The sequence below is a fragment of the Palleniella muris genome, assembly GCF_004792655.1.
In the GTDB taxonomy this organism is placed as follows: domain Bacteria; phylum Bacteroidota; class Bacteroidia; order Bacteroidales; family Bacteroidaceae; genus Prevotella; species Prevotella muris_A.
The window spans coordinates 1-16,275 of sequence record NZ_SRZC01000018.1 but is presented as its reverse complement, the minus strand read 5'-3'; the positions used below and the strand labels follow the sequence as shown (position 1 = coordinate 16,275).

At 42.6% G+C, this 16,275-nt stretch carries 24 protein-coding genes and 2 CRISPR repeat arrays; all 24 genes read right to left on the bottom strand.

What is annotated here, in order from left to right:
- Positions 1-95: 95 nt before the first annotated feature.
- The gene (gene ykgO / locus E5358_RS10680; RefSeq protein ID WP_135940179.1) at positions 96-212 is read right to left on the bottom strand and encodes a type B 50S ribosomal protein L36; all 117 of its coding nucleotides are present in this window, start codon (positions 210-212) and stop codon (positions 96-98) included.
- 23 nt (positions 213-235) lie between these two features.
- A complete protein-coding gene (gene infA / locus E5358_RS10675) occupies positions 236-454 on the bottom strand; it encodes a translation initiation factor IF-1 (protein ID WP_135940178.1) in 219 nt (72 codons plus the stop codon).
- Between the two features lies 1 nt (position 455).
- Positions 456-1,256 (bottom strand): type I methionyl aminopeptidase, encoded by an 801-nt coding sequence (gene map, locus E5358_RS10670; RefSeq protein WP_135940177.1) that lies wholly within the window; start codon positions 1,254-1,256, stop codon positions 456-458.
- A gap of 8 nt (positions 1,257-1,264) precedes the next feature.
- Positions 1,265-2,611, bottom strand: a complete 1,347-nt coding sequence (gene secY, locus E5358_RS10665; protein WP_135940176.1) for a preprotein translocase subunit SecY — start codon at positions 2,609-2,611, stop codon at positions 1,265-1,267.
- A gap of 3 nt (positions 2,612-2,614) precedes the next feature.
- On the bottom strand, positions 2,615-3,061 hold the full coding sequence (gene rplO, locus E5358_RS10660) for a 50S ribosomal protein L15 (protein WP_135940175.1): 447 nt from the start codon (positions 3,059-3,061) through the stop codon (positions 2,615-2,617).
- A 32-nt stretch (positions 3,062-3,093) separates the two neighbouring features.
- The gene (gene rpmD / locus E5358_RS10655) at positions 3,094-3,270 is read right to left on the bottom strand and encodes a 50S ribosomal protein L30 (RefSeq protein ID WP_135940174.1); all 177 of its coding nucleotides are present in this window, start codon (positions 3,268-3,270) and stop codon (positions 3,094-3,096) included.
- 11 nt (positions 3,271-3,281) lie between these two features.
- A complete protein-coding gene (gene rpsE / locus E5358_RS10650) occupies positions 3,282-3,794 on the bottom strand; it encodes a 30S ribosomal protein S5 (protein WP_135940173.1) in 513 nt (170 codons plus the stop codon).
- Positions 3,795-3,803: 9 nt separating this feature from the next.
- On the bottom strand, positions 3,804-4,148 hold the full coding sequence (gene rplR / locus E5358_RS10645) for a 50S ribosomal protein L18 (RefSeq protein WP_135940172.1): 345 nt from the start codon (positions 4,146-4,148) through the stop codon (positions 3,804-3,806).
- Positions 4,149-4,170: 22 nt separating this feature from the next.
- Positions 4,171-4,737: a 50S ribosomal protein L6 gene (gene rplF, locus E5358_RS10640; RefSeq protein WP_135940171.1), complete on the bottom strand. Its 567-nt coding sequence runs from the start codon at positions 4,735-4,737 to the stop codon at positions 4,171-4,173.
- Positions 4,738-4,753: 16 nt separating this feature from the next.
- Entirely contained in the window at positions 4,754-5,149 is a 396-nt protein-coding gene (rpsH, locus tag E5358_RS10635; RefSeq protein WP_135940170.1) for a 30S ribosomal protein S8, read from the bottom strand.
- A 211-nt stretch (positions 5,150-5,360) separates the two neighbouring features.
- Positions 5,361-5,663, bottom strand: a complete 303-nt coding sequence (gene rpsN / locus E5358_RS10630; RefSeq protein ID WP_135940169.1) for a 30S ribosomal protein S14 — start codon at positions 5,661-5,663, stop codon at positions 5,361-5,363.
- 5 nt (positions 5,664-5,668) lie between these two features.
- Entirely contained in the window at positions 5,669-6,223 is a 555-nt protein-coding gene (gene rplE / locus E5358_RS10625; RefSeq protein WP_135940168.1) for a 50S ribosomal protein L5, read from the bottom strand.
- Positions 6,223-6,540 carry a 50S ribosomal protein L24 gene (rplX, locus tag E5358_RS10620; protein ID WP_135940167.1) on the bottom strand — a complete coding sequence of 106 codons (318 nt, stop codon included), beginning with the start codon at positions 6,538-6,540 and terminating at the stop codon, positions 6,223-6,225. Before rplX ends, rplE begins: the two co-directional genes overlap by 1 nt.
- Positions 6,541-6,560: 20 nt before the next feature.
- Positions 6,561-6,926, bottom strand: a complete 366-nt coding sequence (gene rplN, locus E5358_RS10615; RefSeq protein ID WP_135940166.1) for a 50S ribosomal protein L14 — start codon at positions 6,924-6,926, stop codon at positions 6,561-6,563.
- 2 nt (positions 6,927-6,928) lie between these two features.
- Positions 6,929-7,186, bottom strand: coding sequence for a 30S ribosomal protein S17 (gene rpsQ / locus E5358_RS10610; RefSeq protein ID WP_135940165.1), 258 nt, complete (start codon positions 7,184-7,186; stop codon positions 6,929-6,931).
- A gap of 12 nt (positions 7,187-7,198) precedes the next feature.
- Positions 7,199-7,393, bottom strand: coding sequence for a 50S ribosomal protein L29 (gene rpmC, locus E5358_RS10605; RefSeq protein WP_135940164.1), 195 nt, complete (start codon positions 7,391-7,393; stop codon positions 7,199-7,201).
- A gap of 2 nt (positions 7,394-7,395) precedes the next feature.
- Entirely contained in the window at positions 7,396-7,824 is a 429-nt protein-coding gene (rplP, locus tag E5358_RS10600) for a 50S ribosomal protein L16 (protein WP_135940163.1), read from the bottom strand.
- 14 nt (positions 7,825-7,838) lie between these two features.
- Positions 7,839-8,570: a 30S ribosomal protein S3 gene (rpsC, locus tag E5358_RS10595; protein WP_135940162.1), complete on the bottom strand. Its 732-nt coding sequence runs from the start codon at positions 8,568-8,570 to the stop codon at positions 7,839-7,841.
- Between the two features lie 8 nt (positions 8,571-8,578).
- Positions 8,579-8,980: a 50S ribosomal protein L22 gene (gene rplV, locus E5358_RS10590; RefSeq protein WP_135940161.1), complete on the bottom strand. Its 402-nt coding sequence runs from the start codon at positions 8,978-8,980 to the stop codon at positions 8,579-8,581.
- 34 nt (positions 8,981-9,014) lie between these two features.
- Positions 9,015-9,281, bottom strand: a complete 267-nt coding sequence (rpsS, locus tag E5358_RS10585) for a 30S ribosomal protein S19 (RefSeq protein WP_135940160.1) — start codon at positions 9,279-9,281, stop codon at positions 9,015-9,017.
- 23 nt (positions 9,282-9,304) lie between these two features.
- Positions 9,305-10,132 carry a 50S ribosomal protein L2 gene (rplB, locus tag E5358_RS10580; RefSeq protein WP_135940159.1) on the bottom strand — a complete coding sequence of 276 codons (828 nt, stop codon included), beginning with the start codon at positions 10,130-10,132 and terminating at the stop codon, positions 9,305-9,307.
- Positions 10,133-10,138: 6 nt separating this feature from the next.
- Complete coding sequence (rplW, locus tag E5358_RS10575) at positions 10,139-10,432, bottom strand: 50S ribosomal protein L23 (protein WP_135940158.1); 294 nt, start codon at positions 10,430-10,432, stop codon at positions 10,139-10,141.
- 20 nt (positions 10,433-10,452) lie between these two features.
- Entirely contained in the window at positions 10,453-11,082 is a 630-nt protein-coding gene (gene rplD, locus E5358_RS10570; RefSeq protein WP_135940157.1) for a 50S ribosomal protein L4, read from the bottom strand.
- Complete coding sequence (gene rplC / locus E5358_RS10565) at positions 11,082-11,696, bottom strand: 50S ribosomal protein L3 (protein WP_135940156.1); 615 nt, start codon at positions 11,694-11,696, stop codon at positions 11,082-11,084. The genes rplD and rplC overlap by 1 nt, the downstream gene beginning before the upstream one ends.
- A gap of 331 nt (positions 11,697-12,027) precedes the next feature.
- A CRISPR array of direct repeats spans positions 12,028-13,553; the repeat unit is 29 nt; unit sequence ATTTCAATTCCATAAGGTACAATTAAAAG.
- A 98-nt stretch (positions 13,554-13,651) separates the two neighbouring features.
- A CRISPR array of direct repeats spans positions 13,652-16,202; the repeat unit is 29 nt; unit sequence ATTTCAATTCCATAAGGTACAATTAAAAG.
- Positions 16,203-16,275: the final 73 nt, after the last annotated feature.

The window sequence follows — 16,275 nt, the reverse complement described above, 5'->3', positions numbered from 1 at the left end:
AAAGTTACAAAAAACTTTTGCAATTCCGAATTTCCAGAGTATTATATCCAAAGTTTTTAACTTTTAGGTTTTAACTTTTAACGTACCTTAAAACATTATCCCTGACGAGTCTTGAACTTAGGATTCTTCTTGTTGATAACAAAAAGACGACCCTTGCGACGTACGATTTTGCAGTCAGGAGTACGCTTCTTCAAAGATGCTCTTGTCTTCATTTCTCTAATTAATTTGAGGTTCCTTATTTATATCTGAATGAAATTCTTCCCTTTGTCAGGTCATACGGTGACATTTCCACCTTGACCTTATCACCCGGAAGAATCTTAATGTAATGCATTCTCATCTTGCCTGAGATGTGTGCAATAATCTCCACACCATTCTCAAGTTCCACACGGAACATTGCATTGGACAGCGACTCTATGATTCTGCCGTCCTGTTCTATAGCTGATTGTTTTGCCATGTCAGTATATTTCGCCTTCTAAACGTTCTATTTCTTCAAATGATGATAATATCTCAGACTTGCCATACCTGACCACAATCGTATGCTCAAAATGAGCAGCAGGCTTATGGTCAAGCGTCACTATGCTCCATTTGTCGGGCATAAGCCCGATTTTATGGTCACCCATTGTTACCATTGGCTCAATGGCAATGCACATTCCATTCTTAAGAGTTGTGCCATTACCTCTCCTACCGTAATTAGGAATTGACGGGTCTTCATGCATATCTTTTCCTATACCATGACCTGTCAGTTCTCTTACGATGCCATAGCCTTCCGCCTCACAATGAGTTTGGACTGTATATCCAATATCCCCGACTTTCTTTCCTGCGGTAGCTGTTTCTATCGCCTTGTACAGAGAGTCCTTGGTAGTGCGGAGAAGCTTCCTTATTTCCTCTGACACTTCACCAACGCAGAATGTATAAGCGGAATCACCACAGAAACCATTAAGAATCGTTCCGCAATCAATGGAAATGATGTCTCCATCTTTCAGAAACCGGTCGGATGATGGTATTCCATGCACTACACAGTCGTTGACAGATGTGCATATTGACGCAGGGAAAGGGTTTCCATATGGATTGGGGAAATTCAGAAATGCCGGTGTCGCACCATGATCTCTGATGAATTCTTCTGCAATCCTATCCAACTGAAGTGTCGTGGCTCCCGGTTTTATATGCCGGAACAACTCAGCGAGGGTCTTACCAACGAGTTGGTTAGCCTCTCGCATAAGTTGTATTTCTTCTTCAGTCTTGAGAAATATCCTCATATCTCAGATTAATATGCAGCAACGCCACCGTTTCGTGTGCGTCCACTCTTCAACAGTCCGTCATAGTGACGCATCATCAGGTGTGACTCTATCTGCTGGAGGGTGTCAATGACAACACCAACAAGAATCAGGAGTGATGTTCCGCCGAAGAACTGTGCGAATGCCTGCTGCACATTAAGAAGTCCTGCAAGTGCCGGCATGATAGCTATGAATGCAATAAAGATAGCACCAGGGAATGTCATACGTGATACAACAGTGTCAATGTACTCAGCTGTATCATGTCCTGGCTTCACACCAGGTATGAATCCGTTATTGCGCTTCATATCCTCTGCCATCTGTGTAGGGTTAAGAGTAATTGCAGTATAGAAGTATGTAAACGCTACAATGAGAAATACATATATAGCATTGTAGAGAAGACTTCTGGTGTCCATAAGTTGGCGAAGACCTGCTGATGCTCCATCTGATGTAAAGCCTACTAATGTAAGTGGTACGAACATCAATGCCTGAGCAAAGATAATCGGCATCACATTAGCAGCAAAAAGCTTCAATGGGATATACTGGCGTGCACCACCTATCTGGCGTGCTGCTCCACGTCCTTCCACACGCTTGGCATACTGTACAGGCACCTGACGGGTAGCCTGTGTAAGAAGTATTGCTGCGCATACTACAGCATACAGAATCAGAATCTCGACGATAAGCATCACAATACCGCCTCCGGAGATAGCAGTAAAGCGAGATGTGACTTCCTGTACGAATGCCTGTGGCAAACGAGCAATGATACCAAGCATAATGATAATGGACACACCATTACCTATACCCTTGTCAGTGATACGCTCACCAAGCCAAAGAATAAACATGGAACCAGCAGCAAGGATAAGTGAAGCAGGAATGATGAATACCTGCCATGAAATACCTGATGCCAATGCATCCATAGCCTGTGTTCTGAGGTTAATCAGATACATAGGTGCCTGGAACAGAAGGATGGCAACCGTGAGCACACGAGTGTACCAACTGATTTTCTTACGGCCACTCTCGCCTTCACGCTGCATCTTCTGGAAATAAGGCACAGCGACAGCGAGAAGCTGCATTACAATTGAGGCTGAGATATACGGCATAATACCAAGCGCAAAGATTGACGCGTTGGAGAATGCACCACCAGAGAACATGTCAAGGAGCGACATAAGTCCACCGCTTGTCTGTGACTGGAGTTTCTCAAGCTGTCCTGGGTTTATGCCCGGAAGCACTATGAAAGAACCAAAACGATATATTGCGGTGAACAGCAGGACGATGAGGAGCCGCTGACGCAGATCCTCAATCTTCCAACAGTTCTTTAGTGTCTCAATGAATTTTTTCATTACTTAAATAGTTGTTGTGTTACCACCCTGTGCCTTGATAGCCTCTTCTGCTGTCTTTGAGAATGCATGCGCCTCCACATCGACTTTCACAGTAAGCTGTCCCATGCCAAGAATCTTGACAAGTTCCTTGCCGTTTGTCAGACCGGCTGCAACGAGTTCGTCAATGCCAATCTTTGAAACATTCTGCTTCTCTGCAATCTTTTGGATAGTGGAGAGGTTGACAGCAAGATATTCTTTGTGGTTGATGTTCTTGAAGCCGAACTTAGGCAGACGACGCTGCAAAGGCATCTGACCACCCTCAAAACCGATCTTACGCTTGTAACCAGAACGAGACTTAGCACCCTTGTGACCACGTGTAGATGTGCCACCGAGTCCAGAGCCTGGACCACGACCGATACGACGACGTGAATGTGTAGAGCCTGCAGCTGGGGTCAAATTATTTAATTTCATAATCGTGTCTATTTAAAAGATAATTATATTAATTACTCAACAACGGTCACCAAATGGTGAACCTTACGAATCATGCCACGGAGAACAGGAGTATCCTCACGCTCTACAACCTGAGAGATTTTGTGAAGACCAAGGGCCTGCAGTGTGCGCTTCTGGTCGATAGGAGCGCCGATTCTACTTTTAGTCTGTTTGATCTTTATTGTTGCCATAATTATCCTCCTTATCCCTTAAATACTTTTTCCATACTGATACCACGCTCGCTTGCGATTGTACGTGCATCACGCATAAGGCTGAGAGCCTTGATTGTCGCTTTTACAAGGTTGTGTGGGTTTGAACTGCCCTTTGACTTTGCAAGGACATCTGTCACACCGGCACTTTCAAGAACTGGACGCATAGCACCACCGGCTACAAGTCCTGTACCTGCTGCTGCAGGCTTTAGGAATACCTGAGCACCACCGTAACGCACCTCAATTTCATGAGGAACAGTACCATTGATTACAGGAACCTTTACAAGATTCTTCTTTGCAGCCTCTGTACCCTTTGTGATGGCTGCGGTGACTTCACCGGCCTTGCCGAGACCACAACCGATTGAGCCTTTTCCGTCACCCACAACAACGATGGCAGCGAATGTGAAGGTTCTACCACCTTTTGTTACCTTAGTAACACGGTTAATGGCTACGAGCTTGTCTTTGAGCTCTGACTCGCCATTTACTTTTACTTTATCAATTGCCATAATTGTTTATTAGAAATTAAGTCCACCATTACGAGCTGCGTCAGCAAGCTCTTTTACACGACCATGGTAAAGATATCCGTTACGGTCGAAAACTACAGATGTGATGCCTGCTGCTTTTGCCTTCTCAGCCACCAATGCACCGACTTTTGCAGCCTGCTCTTTCTTTGGCATAGCCTCAAGACCGAGTGAAGAAGCCGAAGCGAGTGTGCAGCCTGTCAGGTCATTGATAACCTGTGCATAAATCTGCTTGTTGCTACGGAACACACTGAGACGTGGACGCTCCGCTGTGCCGTTGACATTCTTGCGAATTCTATATTTGATTTTGATTCGTCTTTCTACTTTCTTTGTTGTCATAATCGTTATTTTTTAATGATTATTACTTAGCCGAAGCACTCTTACCAGACTTGCGACGGATAACCTCACCCTGGAAGAGAATACCCTTACCCTTGTAAGGCTCTGGCTTACGGAATGAGCGAATCTTTGCGCAGATAAGACCAAGAAGAGCCTTGTCGCAGCACTCAAGCATGAGGAGTGGGTTCTGGTTACGCTCTGACTTTGTCTCAACCTTCACCTCAGCAGGGAGCTGGAGGAATATTGGGTGAGTATAGCCAAGCGAGAACTCAATAAGGTTACCCTGGTTGGAAACACGGTATCCGACACCTACAAGCTCAAGGGTCTTCTTGTAGCCTTCACTTACACCAACAACCATATTGTTGACGAGTGAACGGTAAAGACCATGGAAAGCATTACGCTGCTTGTAATTTACCGGGCTGGTCTCATCAACTTCAAATGTGATGTGACCATCCTCTACCTTAACGATTATGGATGCGTCAACTTTCTGTGACATTTCTCCCTTTGGGCCCTTGACAGTTACTACACCATCATTAAGAGTTACAGTTACACCGGCAGGGATAGCTATTGGCATTTTACCTATTCTTGACATTGCTGTTCCTCCTTAATTAATAGACATAGCAAAGAACCTCGCCGCCAATCTTAAGCTCTGCAGCCTCTTTGTCTGTCATAACGCCCTTGGATGTGGACAGGATTGCAATACCCAGTCCGTTAATAACACGTGGCATGTCCTTGTAACCGGTGTACTTACGGAGACCTGGTGTAGAGACACGCTTAAGGCACTTGATTGCGTTTGCCTTTGTTGTTGGATTCCATTTCAAAGCGACCTTGATAGAACCCTGAGGACCATCCTCAACGAACTTGTAGTTAAGGATGTAACCCTTCTCAAAGAGAATCTTTGTGATCTCTTTCTTCAGATTTGACGCTGGCACCTCAACGACACGATGATGAGCCATGATTGCGTTTCTGAGTCTTGTCAGATAATCTGCTATTGGATCTGTCATAATTAAAAAGTTTAATTAATCGGGACTACCCCGACAATATTAAAGAATTAAAAAGTTTAATTGATCGGGACTTTCCCGACAATATTAAATTGTGCTTTCCGGCCAAAGCGACCTAAGCAAAGAGTGCAAAAGCCTGCGGAAGCCTTCCAGCTTTATGAAGTCTGCCCTCCCTCATGGAGGAGGGAGAGCAAGGACTTTACTGTGCGGACGATTACCAGCTTGCCTTCTTCACACCAGGGATGAGACCTGCAGAAGCCATCTCACGGAACTGGATACGGGAAATGCCGAACTGGCGGATGTAACCCTTTGGACGACCGGTAATCTTGCAACGGTTGTGGAGTCGGATAGGGTTGGCATTCTTAGGAATGCTCTGGAGCTTGCGAGCTGCCTCGTATGCTTCAGCGAGATCATCTGTAGTTGCGATAATCTTCTTGAGAGCAGCGCGCTTCTCAGCGTAACGAGCTACCAGACGAGCACGCTTTACCTCGCGTGCCTTCATTGATTCTTTTGCCATATCTCTTAATCGTTTTTAGCGTTCTTGAATGGAAGACCGAATGCTTTCAGGAGAGCGAATCCCTCTTCGTCAGTCTTTGCTGTTGTGACGAAAGTGATGTTCATACCCTGGATGCGGTCAACATTATCAATATTTATCTCAGGGAAGATAATCTGCTCCTGAATACCAAGAGTATAGTTGCCACGACCGTCAAACTTAGACTCGATACCCTTGAAGTCACGGATACGAGGAAGAGCAATGCGGACGAGCTTCTCAAGGAATTCATACATGCGCTCACGACGGAGAGTCACCATAACACCGATAGGCATCTTCTTGCGGAGCTTGAAGTTCGCGATATCCTTTTTAGAATATGTAGCGACAGCCTTCTGACCTGTAATAGTTGTTATCTCGTTGATAGCGACCTCGATAATCTTTTTGTCCTGGGTTGCATCACCAAGTCCCTGGTTAACAACAATCTTTGTCAACTGAGGAATCTCCATTGACGAAGAGTAGTTGAACTGCTTCTGGAGTGCCGGAGCGATTGTCTCGGCATAAACCTTCTTTAACTGTGCTGTTTCCATTACTTGATTTCCTCCCCTGACTTTTTAGAGATACGGATTACATTCTTGCCCTCATGCTTGATTGATACGCGAGTAGCCTTGCCACTCTTTGGATCGATGAGACTCAGATTTGAAATGTGAATAGAAGCTTCCTGCTCAACGATACCACCCTGTGGATTCTTGGCACTTGGCTTCTGGCTTTTCTTAACCATATTCACACCTTCAACGATTGCACGTTCCTTCTCAACGAGAACCTGAAGAACTTTGCCAGTCTTGCCCTTGTCCTTACCGGCAAGAACGATGACAGTATCGCCTTTTCTAATATGTAACTTTGTCATTTTTCTGTAACTTTTAATTATTAAAGAACCTCAGGTGCCAGAGAAACGACCTTCATATTAACCGCACGAAGCTCACGAGCAACAGGACCGAAAATACGGCTGCCGCGAAGCTCGCCAGCATTGTTGAGCAGTACGCATGCGTTGTCATCGAAACGGATGTACGAGCCATCTGCACGGCGAATCTCCTTCTTTGTGCGGACGATCAAAGCCTTAGATACTGCACCTTTCTTCAAATCACTTGATGGGATGACATTCTTGACAGCAACGACGATAACGTCTCCCACACTTGCGTAACGGCGCTTGGTACCACCAAGGACACGGATGCAGAGAGCCTCGCGTGCACCGCTGTTATCACATACTGTAAGTCTTGATTCTGCCTGTATCATATTTACTTAGCTTTTTCAGTTATTGAAACTAATCTCCAGCGCTTTGTCTTGCTGAGAGGACGTGTCTCCATGATTAGCACTGTATCGCCCACATGAGCTTCATTCTTCTCATCGTGCGCATGGTATTTCTTTGTCTTTTGGACAAACTTACCATATATAGGATGCTTCTCCTTGAACTTGGCAGCAACAACGATGGACTTGTCCATCTTGTCGCTGATAACAACACCCTGTCTTGTCTTTCTTAAATTTCTTGTTTCCATCTTGGATAATTGTTATTTGTTAAGTTCTCTTTGACGGAGTACTGTCTTCATACGTGCTATGTCACGACGAGCGCCCTTAATCTGAGATGGATTCTCGAGTGGAGTGATAGCGTGGTTGAGCTTCATCTGCTGAAGAGCAGCCTTTGCTGTCTCGAGCTTCTCGACCAATTCCTTGGTCTCGAGTTCATTTACTTCTTTAATCTTCATAATTATGCGTTCTTGTCGTAGTCACGACGAATAATAAACTTACACTTAACTGGCAATTTCTGAGCACCGAGACGGAGTGCTTCCTTTGCTACTGCGAAAGGCACGCCCTCTACCTCGAAGAGGATGCGACCCGGAGTAACCGGAGCTACCCATCCTGCTACGTCACCCTTACCTTTACCCATTCGGACATCGGCAGGCTTGCGTGTGATAGGCTTGTCAGGGAAGATACGGATCCACACCTGTCCTTCACGGTTCATATAACGGTTAATCGCCACACGGGCTGCCTCAATCTGACGGCTGTCAATCCACTTTGGCTCAAGGGTCTTGATACCGAACGAACCGAAAGCGAGCTGAGTGCCGCGGTGAGCGTTGCCCTTGTTACCACGACCGTCTTGCGGTCTTCTGTATTTTACTCTTTTTGGCTGTAACATGATAGACTCTACTTTTAACGGTTATTGTTTCTCTTGCGGTTACCGCCTCTACCAGAGCGTGGACTGTTAGAACGGCCGTTGCTCTGCTTCTCCTGTGTGAAATTGACGGTAACATCCTTCTTGCCATAGACTTCGCCACGGCAAATCCAGACCTTGATACCGAGAATACCCACCTTGGTGAGAGCCTCTGCCTGACAGTAATCTATATCTGCACGGAAAGTGTGAAGTGGAGTACGTCCTTCCTTGAGCATCTCCTTGCGTGCCATTTCGGCACCGTTGAGACGACCGCAAATCTGGACTTTGATACCCTCTGCACCTGCGCGCATGGTGTTGGCGATAGCCATCTTGATAGCACGACGGTATGCAACTTTGCCCTCGATTTGGCGAGCGAGGTTTGTTGCAACGATTGTCGCATCAAGGTCTGGCTTCTTTACCTCAAAGATATTGATCTGGATGTCCTTGTCGTAAAGCTTCTTGAGCTCTTCCTTCAGTTTGTCGACATCCTGGCCACCCTTACCAATGACAATACCCGGACGGGCTGTGCAAATAGTGATGGTGACGAACTTCAATGTACGCTCGATGATGATGCGAGACACGCTGGCCTTAGCGAGACGCTCGTTAAGATACTTGCGGATTTTCTGATCCTCGACGAGGTTGTCTCCGAAGTTCTTACCACCGAACCAATTTGAATCCCAACCACGGACAATGCCGAGGCGGTTAGCGATTGGATTAACTTTCTGTCCCATACTATTAATTAATTGTCATTAGTTTTTGCATCCACGAACAGTGTCACGTGGTTAGAGCGCTTGCGGATACGGTAGCCGCGTCCCTGTGGTGCAGGGCGCATGCGCTTCATTGTAACACCCTCATCAACGAAGACCTTGGAGATATAGAGCTCACCATCCTCAGCCTTACGATCATTCTTTATTTCCCAGTTAGCAATAGCAGAACGGAGAAGTTTCTCAACGTCAGCGGATGCTGCCTTCTTTGAGAATCGCAGCACGCCGAGCGCACGGTTCACTTCCATGCCACGCACCATATCTACGACGTAGCGCATCTTACGTGGTGAAGAAGGGCAGCCGTTAAGCTTTGCGAAATACAAATTCTTCTGGGCTTCTTTTCTTGCTTTAGCAGCGTTATGTTTTCTTGCTCCCATTTTGTTTCTTATGGTTTTGAATTGTTACGCCTGCTTACTTACGGTTGCCTGCATGACCGCCGAAACGGCGTGTTGGAGCAAACTCACCAAGCTTGTGGCCTACCATATTCTCGGTGATGTAAACAGGGATAAATTTGTTACCGTTATGAACAGCCACAGTGTGACCCACGAAATCAGGTGAGATCATTGAGGCTCTAGCCCAAGTCTTTACAACATTCTTCTTGCCGCTCTCATTCATGGCGAGAATCTTCTTCTCAAGAGAAACGTTGATGTATGGACCTTTTTTTAATGAACGACTCATAATTTACTCAGTTTGCTAATTTATTACTTCTTGTTAGCTCTCTCAATGATGTACTTGTTAGAAAGCTTCTTAGGTGCGCGTGTCTTCAAGCCCTTAGCGTAGAGACCCTTACGTGAACGTGGGTGACCACCTGACTGACGGCCTTCACCACCACCCATTGGGTGATCAACAGGGTTCATGACAACACCACGGTTGTGAGGACGGCGGCCGAGCCAACGTGAACGACCCGCCTTACCTGAACGCTCAAGAGCGTGGTCAGAGTTGCCTACAGAACCTACTGTCGCCTTGCACGCAGAAAGAATCTGGCGTGTTTCTCCAGAAGGAAGCTTGATAACACAGTAACGACCCTCGCGGGAAGTCAACTGAGCAAAATTACCAGCCGAACGGACAAGCAGAGCACCCTGACCAGGACGGAGCTCGATGTTGTGGATCACTGTACCCACCGGTATGTTTGCCAGAGGGAGAGTGTTGCCAATCTCAGGAGCTGCCTCCGCACCTGACATCAGAGTTGTGCCAACCTGAAGCCCGTTAGGAGCGATAATGTAACGTTTTTCACCATCAGCATAGTAGAGAAGTGCTATGCGAGCCGAACGGTTTGGATCATACTCAATAGACTTTACCACTGCTGGAACACCATCTTTCTCTCGCTTGAAGTCGATGAGACGATACTTCCGCTTGTGACCGCCGCCCATGTAGCGGACTGTCATCTTACCAGTGTTGTTTCGACCACCGGTGCTACGCTTACCGTAAACGAGAGACTTCTCTGGCACGGATGCAGTAATATCCTCGAACGTGCCAATAACCTTGTGTCTTTGACCAGGAGTAACTGGTTTTAATTTACGTACTGCCATTTTATTTTAGATATTGCTATAAAAATCAATAGACTCACCCTCTTTGAGAGTGACGATAGCCTTCTTGAATGCGTTTTTCTGTCCCTTTACGAGACCTGCGCGAGTGTAGCGTGAAGAGCGCTTGCCTGCATAACGCATTGTGTTCACATCCTCTACTGTAACATTGTACTGTGCCTCAATCTCTTTCTTTATCTCAAGCTTGTTAGCCTCAGGACGCACAATGAAACCGTAACGGTTAGGCTTTTTCTCAGAAATCTCGGTCATCTTCTCAGTGACCAGTGGTTTAATAATGAATGCCATACTATAGTGTCTCCTTTACTTTACTTGTTCAAGATATTGTCGATAGTTGCGAATGAAGACTCTGCTATCACGAGCACGTCAGCGTTAAGCACTCCGTATGCGTGGATATTGGCAGCAGCCTGAACATTCATCTTCTGTACATTGCGTGCAGAGAGATAGACATTCTTGTTCTCAGCAGGGAGGACGAAGAGAATCTTCTTTCCTTCAACGCCAAGGTTCTTTGCGATAGCAAGCATCTCCTTTGTCTTTGGAGTCTCGATGTTGAAATCCTCAACAACAACGATTGCATTCTCCTGCGCCTTGTATGAAAGCGCGCTCTTACGTGCAAGAATCTTTGTCTTAAGGTTGAGCTTTGTGCGATAGTCACGTGGACGTGGACCGAACACGCGAGCGCCACCTACGAGTACAGGCGAGTTGATGTCACCGCGACGAGCACCGCCGCCACCCTTCTGACGACCAAGCTTACGTGTTGAACCGGACATCTCAGAACGTTCCTTAGCCTTCGCTGTTCCCTGACGCTGATTGCCGAGATACTGCTTAACATCGAGGTAAAGCACGTGATCGTTTGGCTCAATTCCGAAGATAGATTCGTTTAACGTAACCTTTCTTCCGGTCTCCTGACCTTTAATATCTAATACGTTAACTTCCATTATTTCTGAATTAAGACTGTTGAACCATTATAACCAGCAACAGAACCCTTGACAATGATGAGATTCTGCTCAGGTATCACCTTTAACACTTTGAGATTCTGAGTTGTCACACGCTCATTTCCCATGTGACCACCCATGCGCATACCCTTGAACACCTTTGCAGGGTAAGAACAAGCACCAATAGAACCCGGCTTGCGGAGACGGTCATCCTGACCGTGAGTAGCCTGGCCTACACCTCCGAAACCATGACGCTTCACAACACCCTGGAAACCTTTACCCTTTGATGTACCAACAACGTCAACAAAAGTCGCGTCATTGAACAAATCAACAGTGATTGTGTCTCCGAGGTTATATTCCTCTTCAAACTTGAACTCGGCCAAGTGCTTCTTTGGTGTTGTACCCGCCTTCTTGAAGACACCCATCATAGGTTTGCTTGTACGAGACTCTTTAGCCTCAGCGAAACCGAGCTGAACAGCCTTGTAGCCGTCCTTCTCGACAGTCTTCACCTGAGTAACAACACAAGGACCAGCTTCGATAACAGTGCACGGTACATTTTTACCGTCGGCACTGAAAACGGATGTCATTCCGATTTTTCTTCCAATTAATCCTGGCATTTCAATTTAAAAATTTAATAATAATATGTGTATTTATTTCTATTTATTTCCGACTTTTTCTACAGCCGCAGCATGAAAGTGCATATATACACACAAATAGAACCACCAAAAGAACCCGCATTTCAAAGTTCTAAGGCGTTCATTTCCAGTGTATTGATAGCATAAGCCAGCGCAAATCACACTTTTCATGATGCAAAGATACGAAATATTTCCCTTACATGCAAATATTTTTCAGTATTTTTTATAACGTTCTTAATATAAAAAGTCAATATAAAAAGTCAATCATATATCACATATCCTGACATATAGAGTCACAGCAGAGCATTTACTCATTTCAATTCCATAAGGTACAATTAAAAGAATGATAATGCTCTTCTTAATATTCCTTCTCGTGTTAAATTTCAATTCCATAAGGTACAATTAAAAGCAAAGGAGTATTGAAAGGATTCTTAGCAGATGAAGAGATTTCAATTCCATAAGGTACAATTAAAAGTTATCCCAAAGCCGGAAAACTCAGCGGTTTCGGATGTATTTCAATTCCATAAGGTACAATTAAAAGACCACAAGGGACAGTAAGGAATTCTTTGTCTATTCCATTTCAATTCCATAAGGTACAATTAAAAGACAGAGATGTCTGACCGCACCGACCTTGTGCGGCTACAAATTTCAATTCCATAAGGTACAATTAAAAGCAGCAGGCTCCGAATATTGACCCTAATTTTATTGATAAATTTCAATTCCATAAGGTACAATTAAAAGAAATACTGACATAATAATTAATCTTTATTAATTGAATTATTTCAATTCCATAAGGTACAATTAAAAGTTCCACATCATAAGGTTCCAATCATTTTGTTGTTATTTCAATTCCATAAGGTACAATTAAAAGTATTCGTACGTTCTCCGACCTTCCTCAATTTCATGGAATTTCAATTCCATAAGGTACAATTAAAAGCGTTCCGACCTTGACCCCCTTTACCTCGTTGTTCCTTGATTTCAATTCCATAAGGTACAATTAAAAGAGTGATTGGAGCCCTTGCCGCTGCTGTCATATACTGCATTTCAATTCCATAAGGTACAATTAAAAGTTGTAATAAAAATACTATGGTATTTAATGAAAATTTCAATTCCATAAGGTACAATTAAAAGTGCAACAAGCTGCTTTATTTGAGCAGATGAAATTTCATTTCAATTCCATAAGGTACAATTAAAAGATACCACGAATGACAGACAAAAGACGACGACCAAATTTCAATTCCATAAGGTACAATTAAAAGTCTGATTAATTTTAATTATTATTTTCATTATGTTATTTCAATTCCATAAGGTACAATTAAAAGCTGATGTCCCAAGTGCTGTAAAACCTGAATATAAATTTCAATTCCATAAGGTACAATTAAAAGTTGCCTCCGGCGGCGCTTCCGCGGGACCACTCCGATTTCAATTCCATAAGGTACAATTAAAAGTTTACAGCACGCTCGGCATACTCATACTGCTTATCTTTATTTCAATTCCATAAGGTACAATTAAAAGCTATATTCACAGATACGGCGTGCCATTATTAAGAGTATTTCAATTCCATAAGGTACAATTAAAAGAGCAATATTCTTATCTTCGTAACCTTGCTAATAAACTATTTCAATTCCATAAGGTACAATTAAAAGAAGACTGAGCAGCAGCACCATGTCCTTGAGAACCAGATTTCAATTCCATAAGGTACAATTAAAAGCCCCCTCGGGCATACGTACGATGATGATGTTATGATTTCAATTCCATAAGGTACAATTAAAAGCTTGACCTTCTTAACACAATAATTATACTTTCTAATATTTCAATTCCATAAGGTACAATTAAAAGCGTTCCGCAGGCGAGCCCTTTACTTTGAGAAACAACATATCTACCAATTTTGTACAATTAAAAGCGTTCCGCAGGCGAGCCCCGACAGAAGTCGCCTTAATTTCAATTCCATAAGGTACAATTAAAAGCCCTTCTGCTGCTGTTTCTAACGCTCTCTCTCAATAATTTCAATTCCATAAGGTACAATTAAAAGTGTTGATATTCTTGAGTCAGACTCCGGTTCTGACTCATTTCAATTCCATAAGGTACAATTAAAAGGACATCGGGACATTTCACCCGACAAGAACAGAAAATTTCAATTCCATAAGGTACAATTAAAAGGACCTGCAGCAGTTGCAGGAGAATGGCATTTCCTCAAATTTCAATTCCATAAGGTACAATTAAAAGCCTTTCTTGTTAAAGCGGGAACGGTTGTAGTGAAATTTCAATTCCATAAGGTACAATTAAAAGCAGCGAAGTTCGACGGCAAGAACCTCACCTACACCCTCAATTTCAATTCCATAAGGTACAATTAAAAGTCAGCCGAGTTCTGGAACGCCCAAAGTTCCTTCTATTTCAATTCCATAAGGTACAATTAAAAGTCGCTCTTCTGAACACTTTAATAAGCCTATCGAAAATTTCAATTCCATAAGGTACAATTAAAAGACTTATAATACTTAAAATCAAGTGAATGCATCAAATTTCAATTCCATAAGGTACAATTAAAAGGACTATTAATTCTCGTGTTCGACAAGAAGAAGCTAATTTCAATTCCATAAGGTACAATTAAAAGCATTCTAGACATCTGAGCAGAAGTAGAATTCCACATTTCAATTCCATAAGGTACAATTAAAAGCATAACTATTCAAAGTAGCAATAGAAGGCATATTACCCGATTTCAATTCCATAAGGTACAATTAAAAGACCCTTCTGCTGCTGTTTCTAATGCTCTCTCTCAGTTATTTCAATTCCATAAGGTACAATTAAAAGATATTCAGAGTTGAAGTTGTCTTATGACACTGTCCAATTTCAATTCCATAAGGTACAATTAAAAGACTTGCTCCTCCGGAGGCTCTCCGAGGGCTCTCCGATTTCAATTCCATAAGGTACAATTAAAAGACGATAAGGAGTGCGATAACCGGAATTAATGACGAATTTCAATTCCATAAGGTACAATTAAAAGTTCATCTGTTCCTGTTTATCCTTTGTTTGCATATTATAATTTCAATTCCATAAGGTACAATTAAAAGTCTTACTGCTATTGAATACGAATTGAGGTCTAAATAATTTCAATTCCATAAGGTACAATTAAAAGATTGCAGTAGCTTTCTGCGGTAGTTCTGTACTTTATTTCAATTCCATAAGGTACAATTAAAAGGGCTCGACAAAACAAAAGGGATTCTCAGGAGATTATTTCAATTCCATAAGGTACAATTAAAAGGAAGTTCTTAAATCTTATAACGTTCCCTCTACTGCATTTCAATTCCATAAGGTACAATTAAAAGTTTTTCCCTCCTATGTCTCTGTGTGAATGAAATTTTATTTCAATTCCATAAGGTACAATTAAAAGATTTCTCTCCTTCTTCTATTAATGAGGATGGTGCTAATTTCAATTCCATAAGGTACAATTAAAAGCGACACAAGGTCTGGAAGTTTCTTGTAGTCAACCTATTTCAATTCCATAAGGTACAATTAAAAGTATGATATGTGATTCAGAAACAAACCCCTTTGCAAATTTCAATTCCATAAGGTACAATTAAAAGAGGCATCAAAGCTTATAGTGATGAGTGGAGAATAGCGAATTTCAATTCCATAAGGTACAATTAAAAGAGGCATATTTTGCATTAGGATTTTCATCATACTGTAATTTCAATTCCATAAGGTACAATTAAAAGCGACAGAAAGTGCGCAAATCAAGACTCCACTTATCGCCATTTCAATTCCATAAGGTACAATTAAAAGTGTGTAGTCTGTGGCACCCTGGCTCTCATACACTTTAATTTCAATTCCATAAGGTACAATTAAAAGCTTGCCGTCTATAAGACTGTTCACATACCCCAATCCAATTTCAATTCCATAAGGTACAATTAAAAGTTTTCTACACTTATAGAAAGTACCGGAGTTGTATATTTCAATTCCATAAGGTACAATTAAAAGTTATGCTCGGAATACCGGTTAAGGAAAAGATATTTGATTTCAATTCCATAAGGTACAATTAAAAGCCTTGCACAAGGAAACTGCCTTGTATTTGGCAAAATTTCAATTCCATAAGGTACAATTAAAAGGTACCGTGACCTCGAGGATGCAAAAATTTCTGTAATTTCAATTCCATAAGGTACAATTAAAAGTTGCCTCCAAAAAACAGTGAGTTCAACTGGTCTAATTTCAATTCCATAAGGTACAATTAAAAGTGGTATGAATGTCCCTTTGGACAAACCTGCTGAGATTTCAATTCCATAAGGTACAATTAAAAGTAGCTATTCAATTGCGCATAAAGATATAAATGTTCTAATTTCAATTCCATAAGGTACAATTAAAAGATTGCCGGACAAAAATTCGTGAAAGCATAGAGAAAATTTCAATTCCATAAGGTACAATTAAAAGTTAAACTTGCGCAGTTCAAAAAGGCATACAAGGAGATATTTCAATTCCATAAGGTACAATTAAAAGACGCGAAAATCTTTTCTATTATTGAAGTTGTTTAAACTAATTGTATTTAAGACATTTTTTAACAAACATGACT

Bases quoted from the DNA above. Each gene is read 5' to 3' on its own strand.
- rpmC (WP_135940164.1), bottom strand. From the start codon at position 7,393: ATGAAGATTAAAGAAGTAAATGAACTCGAGACCAAGGAATTGGTCGAG.
- secY (WP_135940176.1), bottom strand. From the start codon at position 2,611: ATGAAAAAATTCATTGAGACACTAAAGAACTGTTGGAAGATTGAGGAT.
- infA (WP_135940178.1), bottom strand. From the start codon at position 454: ATGGCAAAACAATCAGCTATAGAACAGGACGGCAGAATCATAGAGTCG.
- rpsH (WP_135940170.1), bottom strand. From the start codon at position 5,149: ATGACAGATCCAATAGCAGATTATCTGACAAGACTCAGAAACGCAATC.
- rplN (WP_135940166.1), bottom strand. From the start codon at position 6,926: ATGATACAGGCAGAATCAAGACTTACAGTATGTGATAACAGCGGTGCA.
- rpsE (WP_135940173.1), bottom strand. From the start codon at position 3,794: ATGGCAATTGATAAAGTAAAAGTAAATGGCGAGTCAGAGCTCAAAGAC.
- rplC (WP_135940156.1), bottom strand. From the start codon at position 11,696: ATGCCAGGATTAATTGGAAGAAAAATCGGAATGACATCCGTTTTCAGT.
- rpmD (WP_135940174.1), bottom strand. From the start codon at position 3,270: ATGGCAACAATAAAGATCAAACAGACTAAAAGTAGAATCGGCGCTCCT.
- rplO (WP_135940175.1), bottom strand. From the start codon at position 3,061: ATGAAATTAAATAATTTGACCCCAGCTGCAGGCTCTACACATTCACGT.
- map (WP_135940177.1), bottom strand. From the start codon at position 1,256: ATGAGGATATTTCTCAAGACTGAAGAAGAAATACAACTTATGCGAGAG.
- rplX (WP_135940167.1), bottom strand. From the start codon at position 6,540: ATGACAAAGTTACATATTAGAAAAGGCGATACTGTCATCGTTCTTGCC.
- rpsQ (WP_135940165.1), bottom strand. From the start codon at position 7,186: ATGGAAACAAGAAATTTAAGAAAGACAAGACAGGGTGTTGTTATCAGC.
- rplB (WP_135940159.1), bottom strand. From the start codon at position 10,132: ATGGCAGTACGTAAATTAAAACCAGTTACTCCTGGTCAAAGACACAAG.
- rpsN (WP_135940169.1), bottom strand. From the start codon at position 5,663: ATGGCAAAAGAATCAATGAAGGCACGCGAGGTAAAGCGTGCTCGTCTG.
- rplR (WP_135940172.1), bottom strand. From the start codon at position 4,148: ATGACAACAAAGAAAGTAGAAAGACGAATCAAAATCAAATATAGAATT.
- rplD (WP_135940157.1), bottom strand. From the start codon at position 11,082: ATGGAAGTTAACGTATTAGATATTAAAGGTCAGGAGACCGGAAGAAAG.
- rplE (WP_135940168.1), bottom strand. From the start codon at position 6,223: ATGGAAACAGCACAGTTAAAGAAGGTTTATGCCGAGACAATCGCTCCG.
- rplW (WP_135940158.1), bottom strand. From the start codon at position 10,432: ATGGCATTCATTATTAAACCACTGGTCACTGAGAAGATGACCGAGATT.
- rplP (WP_135940163.1), bottom strand. From the start codon at position 7,824: ATGTTACAGCCAAAAAGAGTAAAATACAGAAGACCGCAAGACGGTCGT.
- rplV (WP_135940161.1), bottom strand. From the start codon at position 8,980: ATGGGAGCAAGAAAACATAACGCTGCTAAAGCAAGAAAAGAAGCCCAG.
- rpsS (WP_135940160.1), bottom strand. From the start codon at position 9,281: ATGAGTCGTTCATTAAAAAAAGGTCCATACATCAACGTTTCTCTTGAG.
- rpsC (WP_135940162.1), bottom strand. From the start codon at position 8,570: ATGGGACAGAAAGTTAATCCAATCGCTAACCGCCTCGGCATTGTCCGT.
- rplF (WP_135940171.1), bottom strand. From the start codon at position 4,737: ATGTCAAGAATAGGTAAAATGCCAATAGCTATCCCTGCCGGTGTAACT.
- ykgO (WP_135940179.1), bottom strand. From the start codon at position 212: ATGAAGACAAGAGCATCTTTGAAGAAGCGTACTCCTGACTGCAAAATC.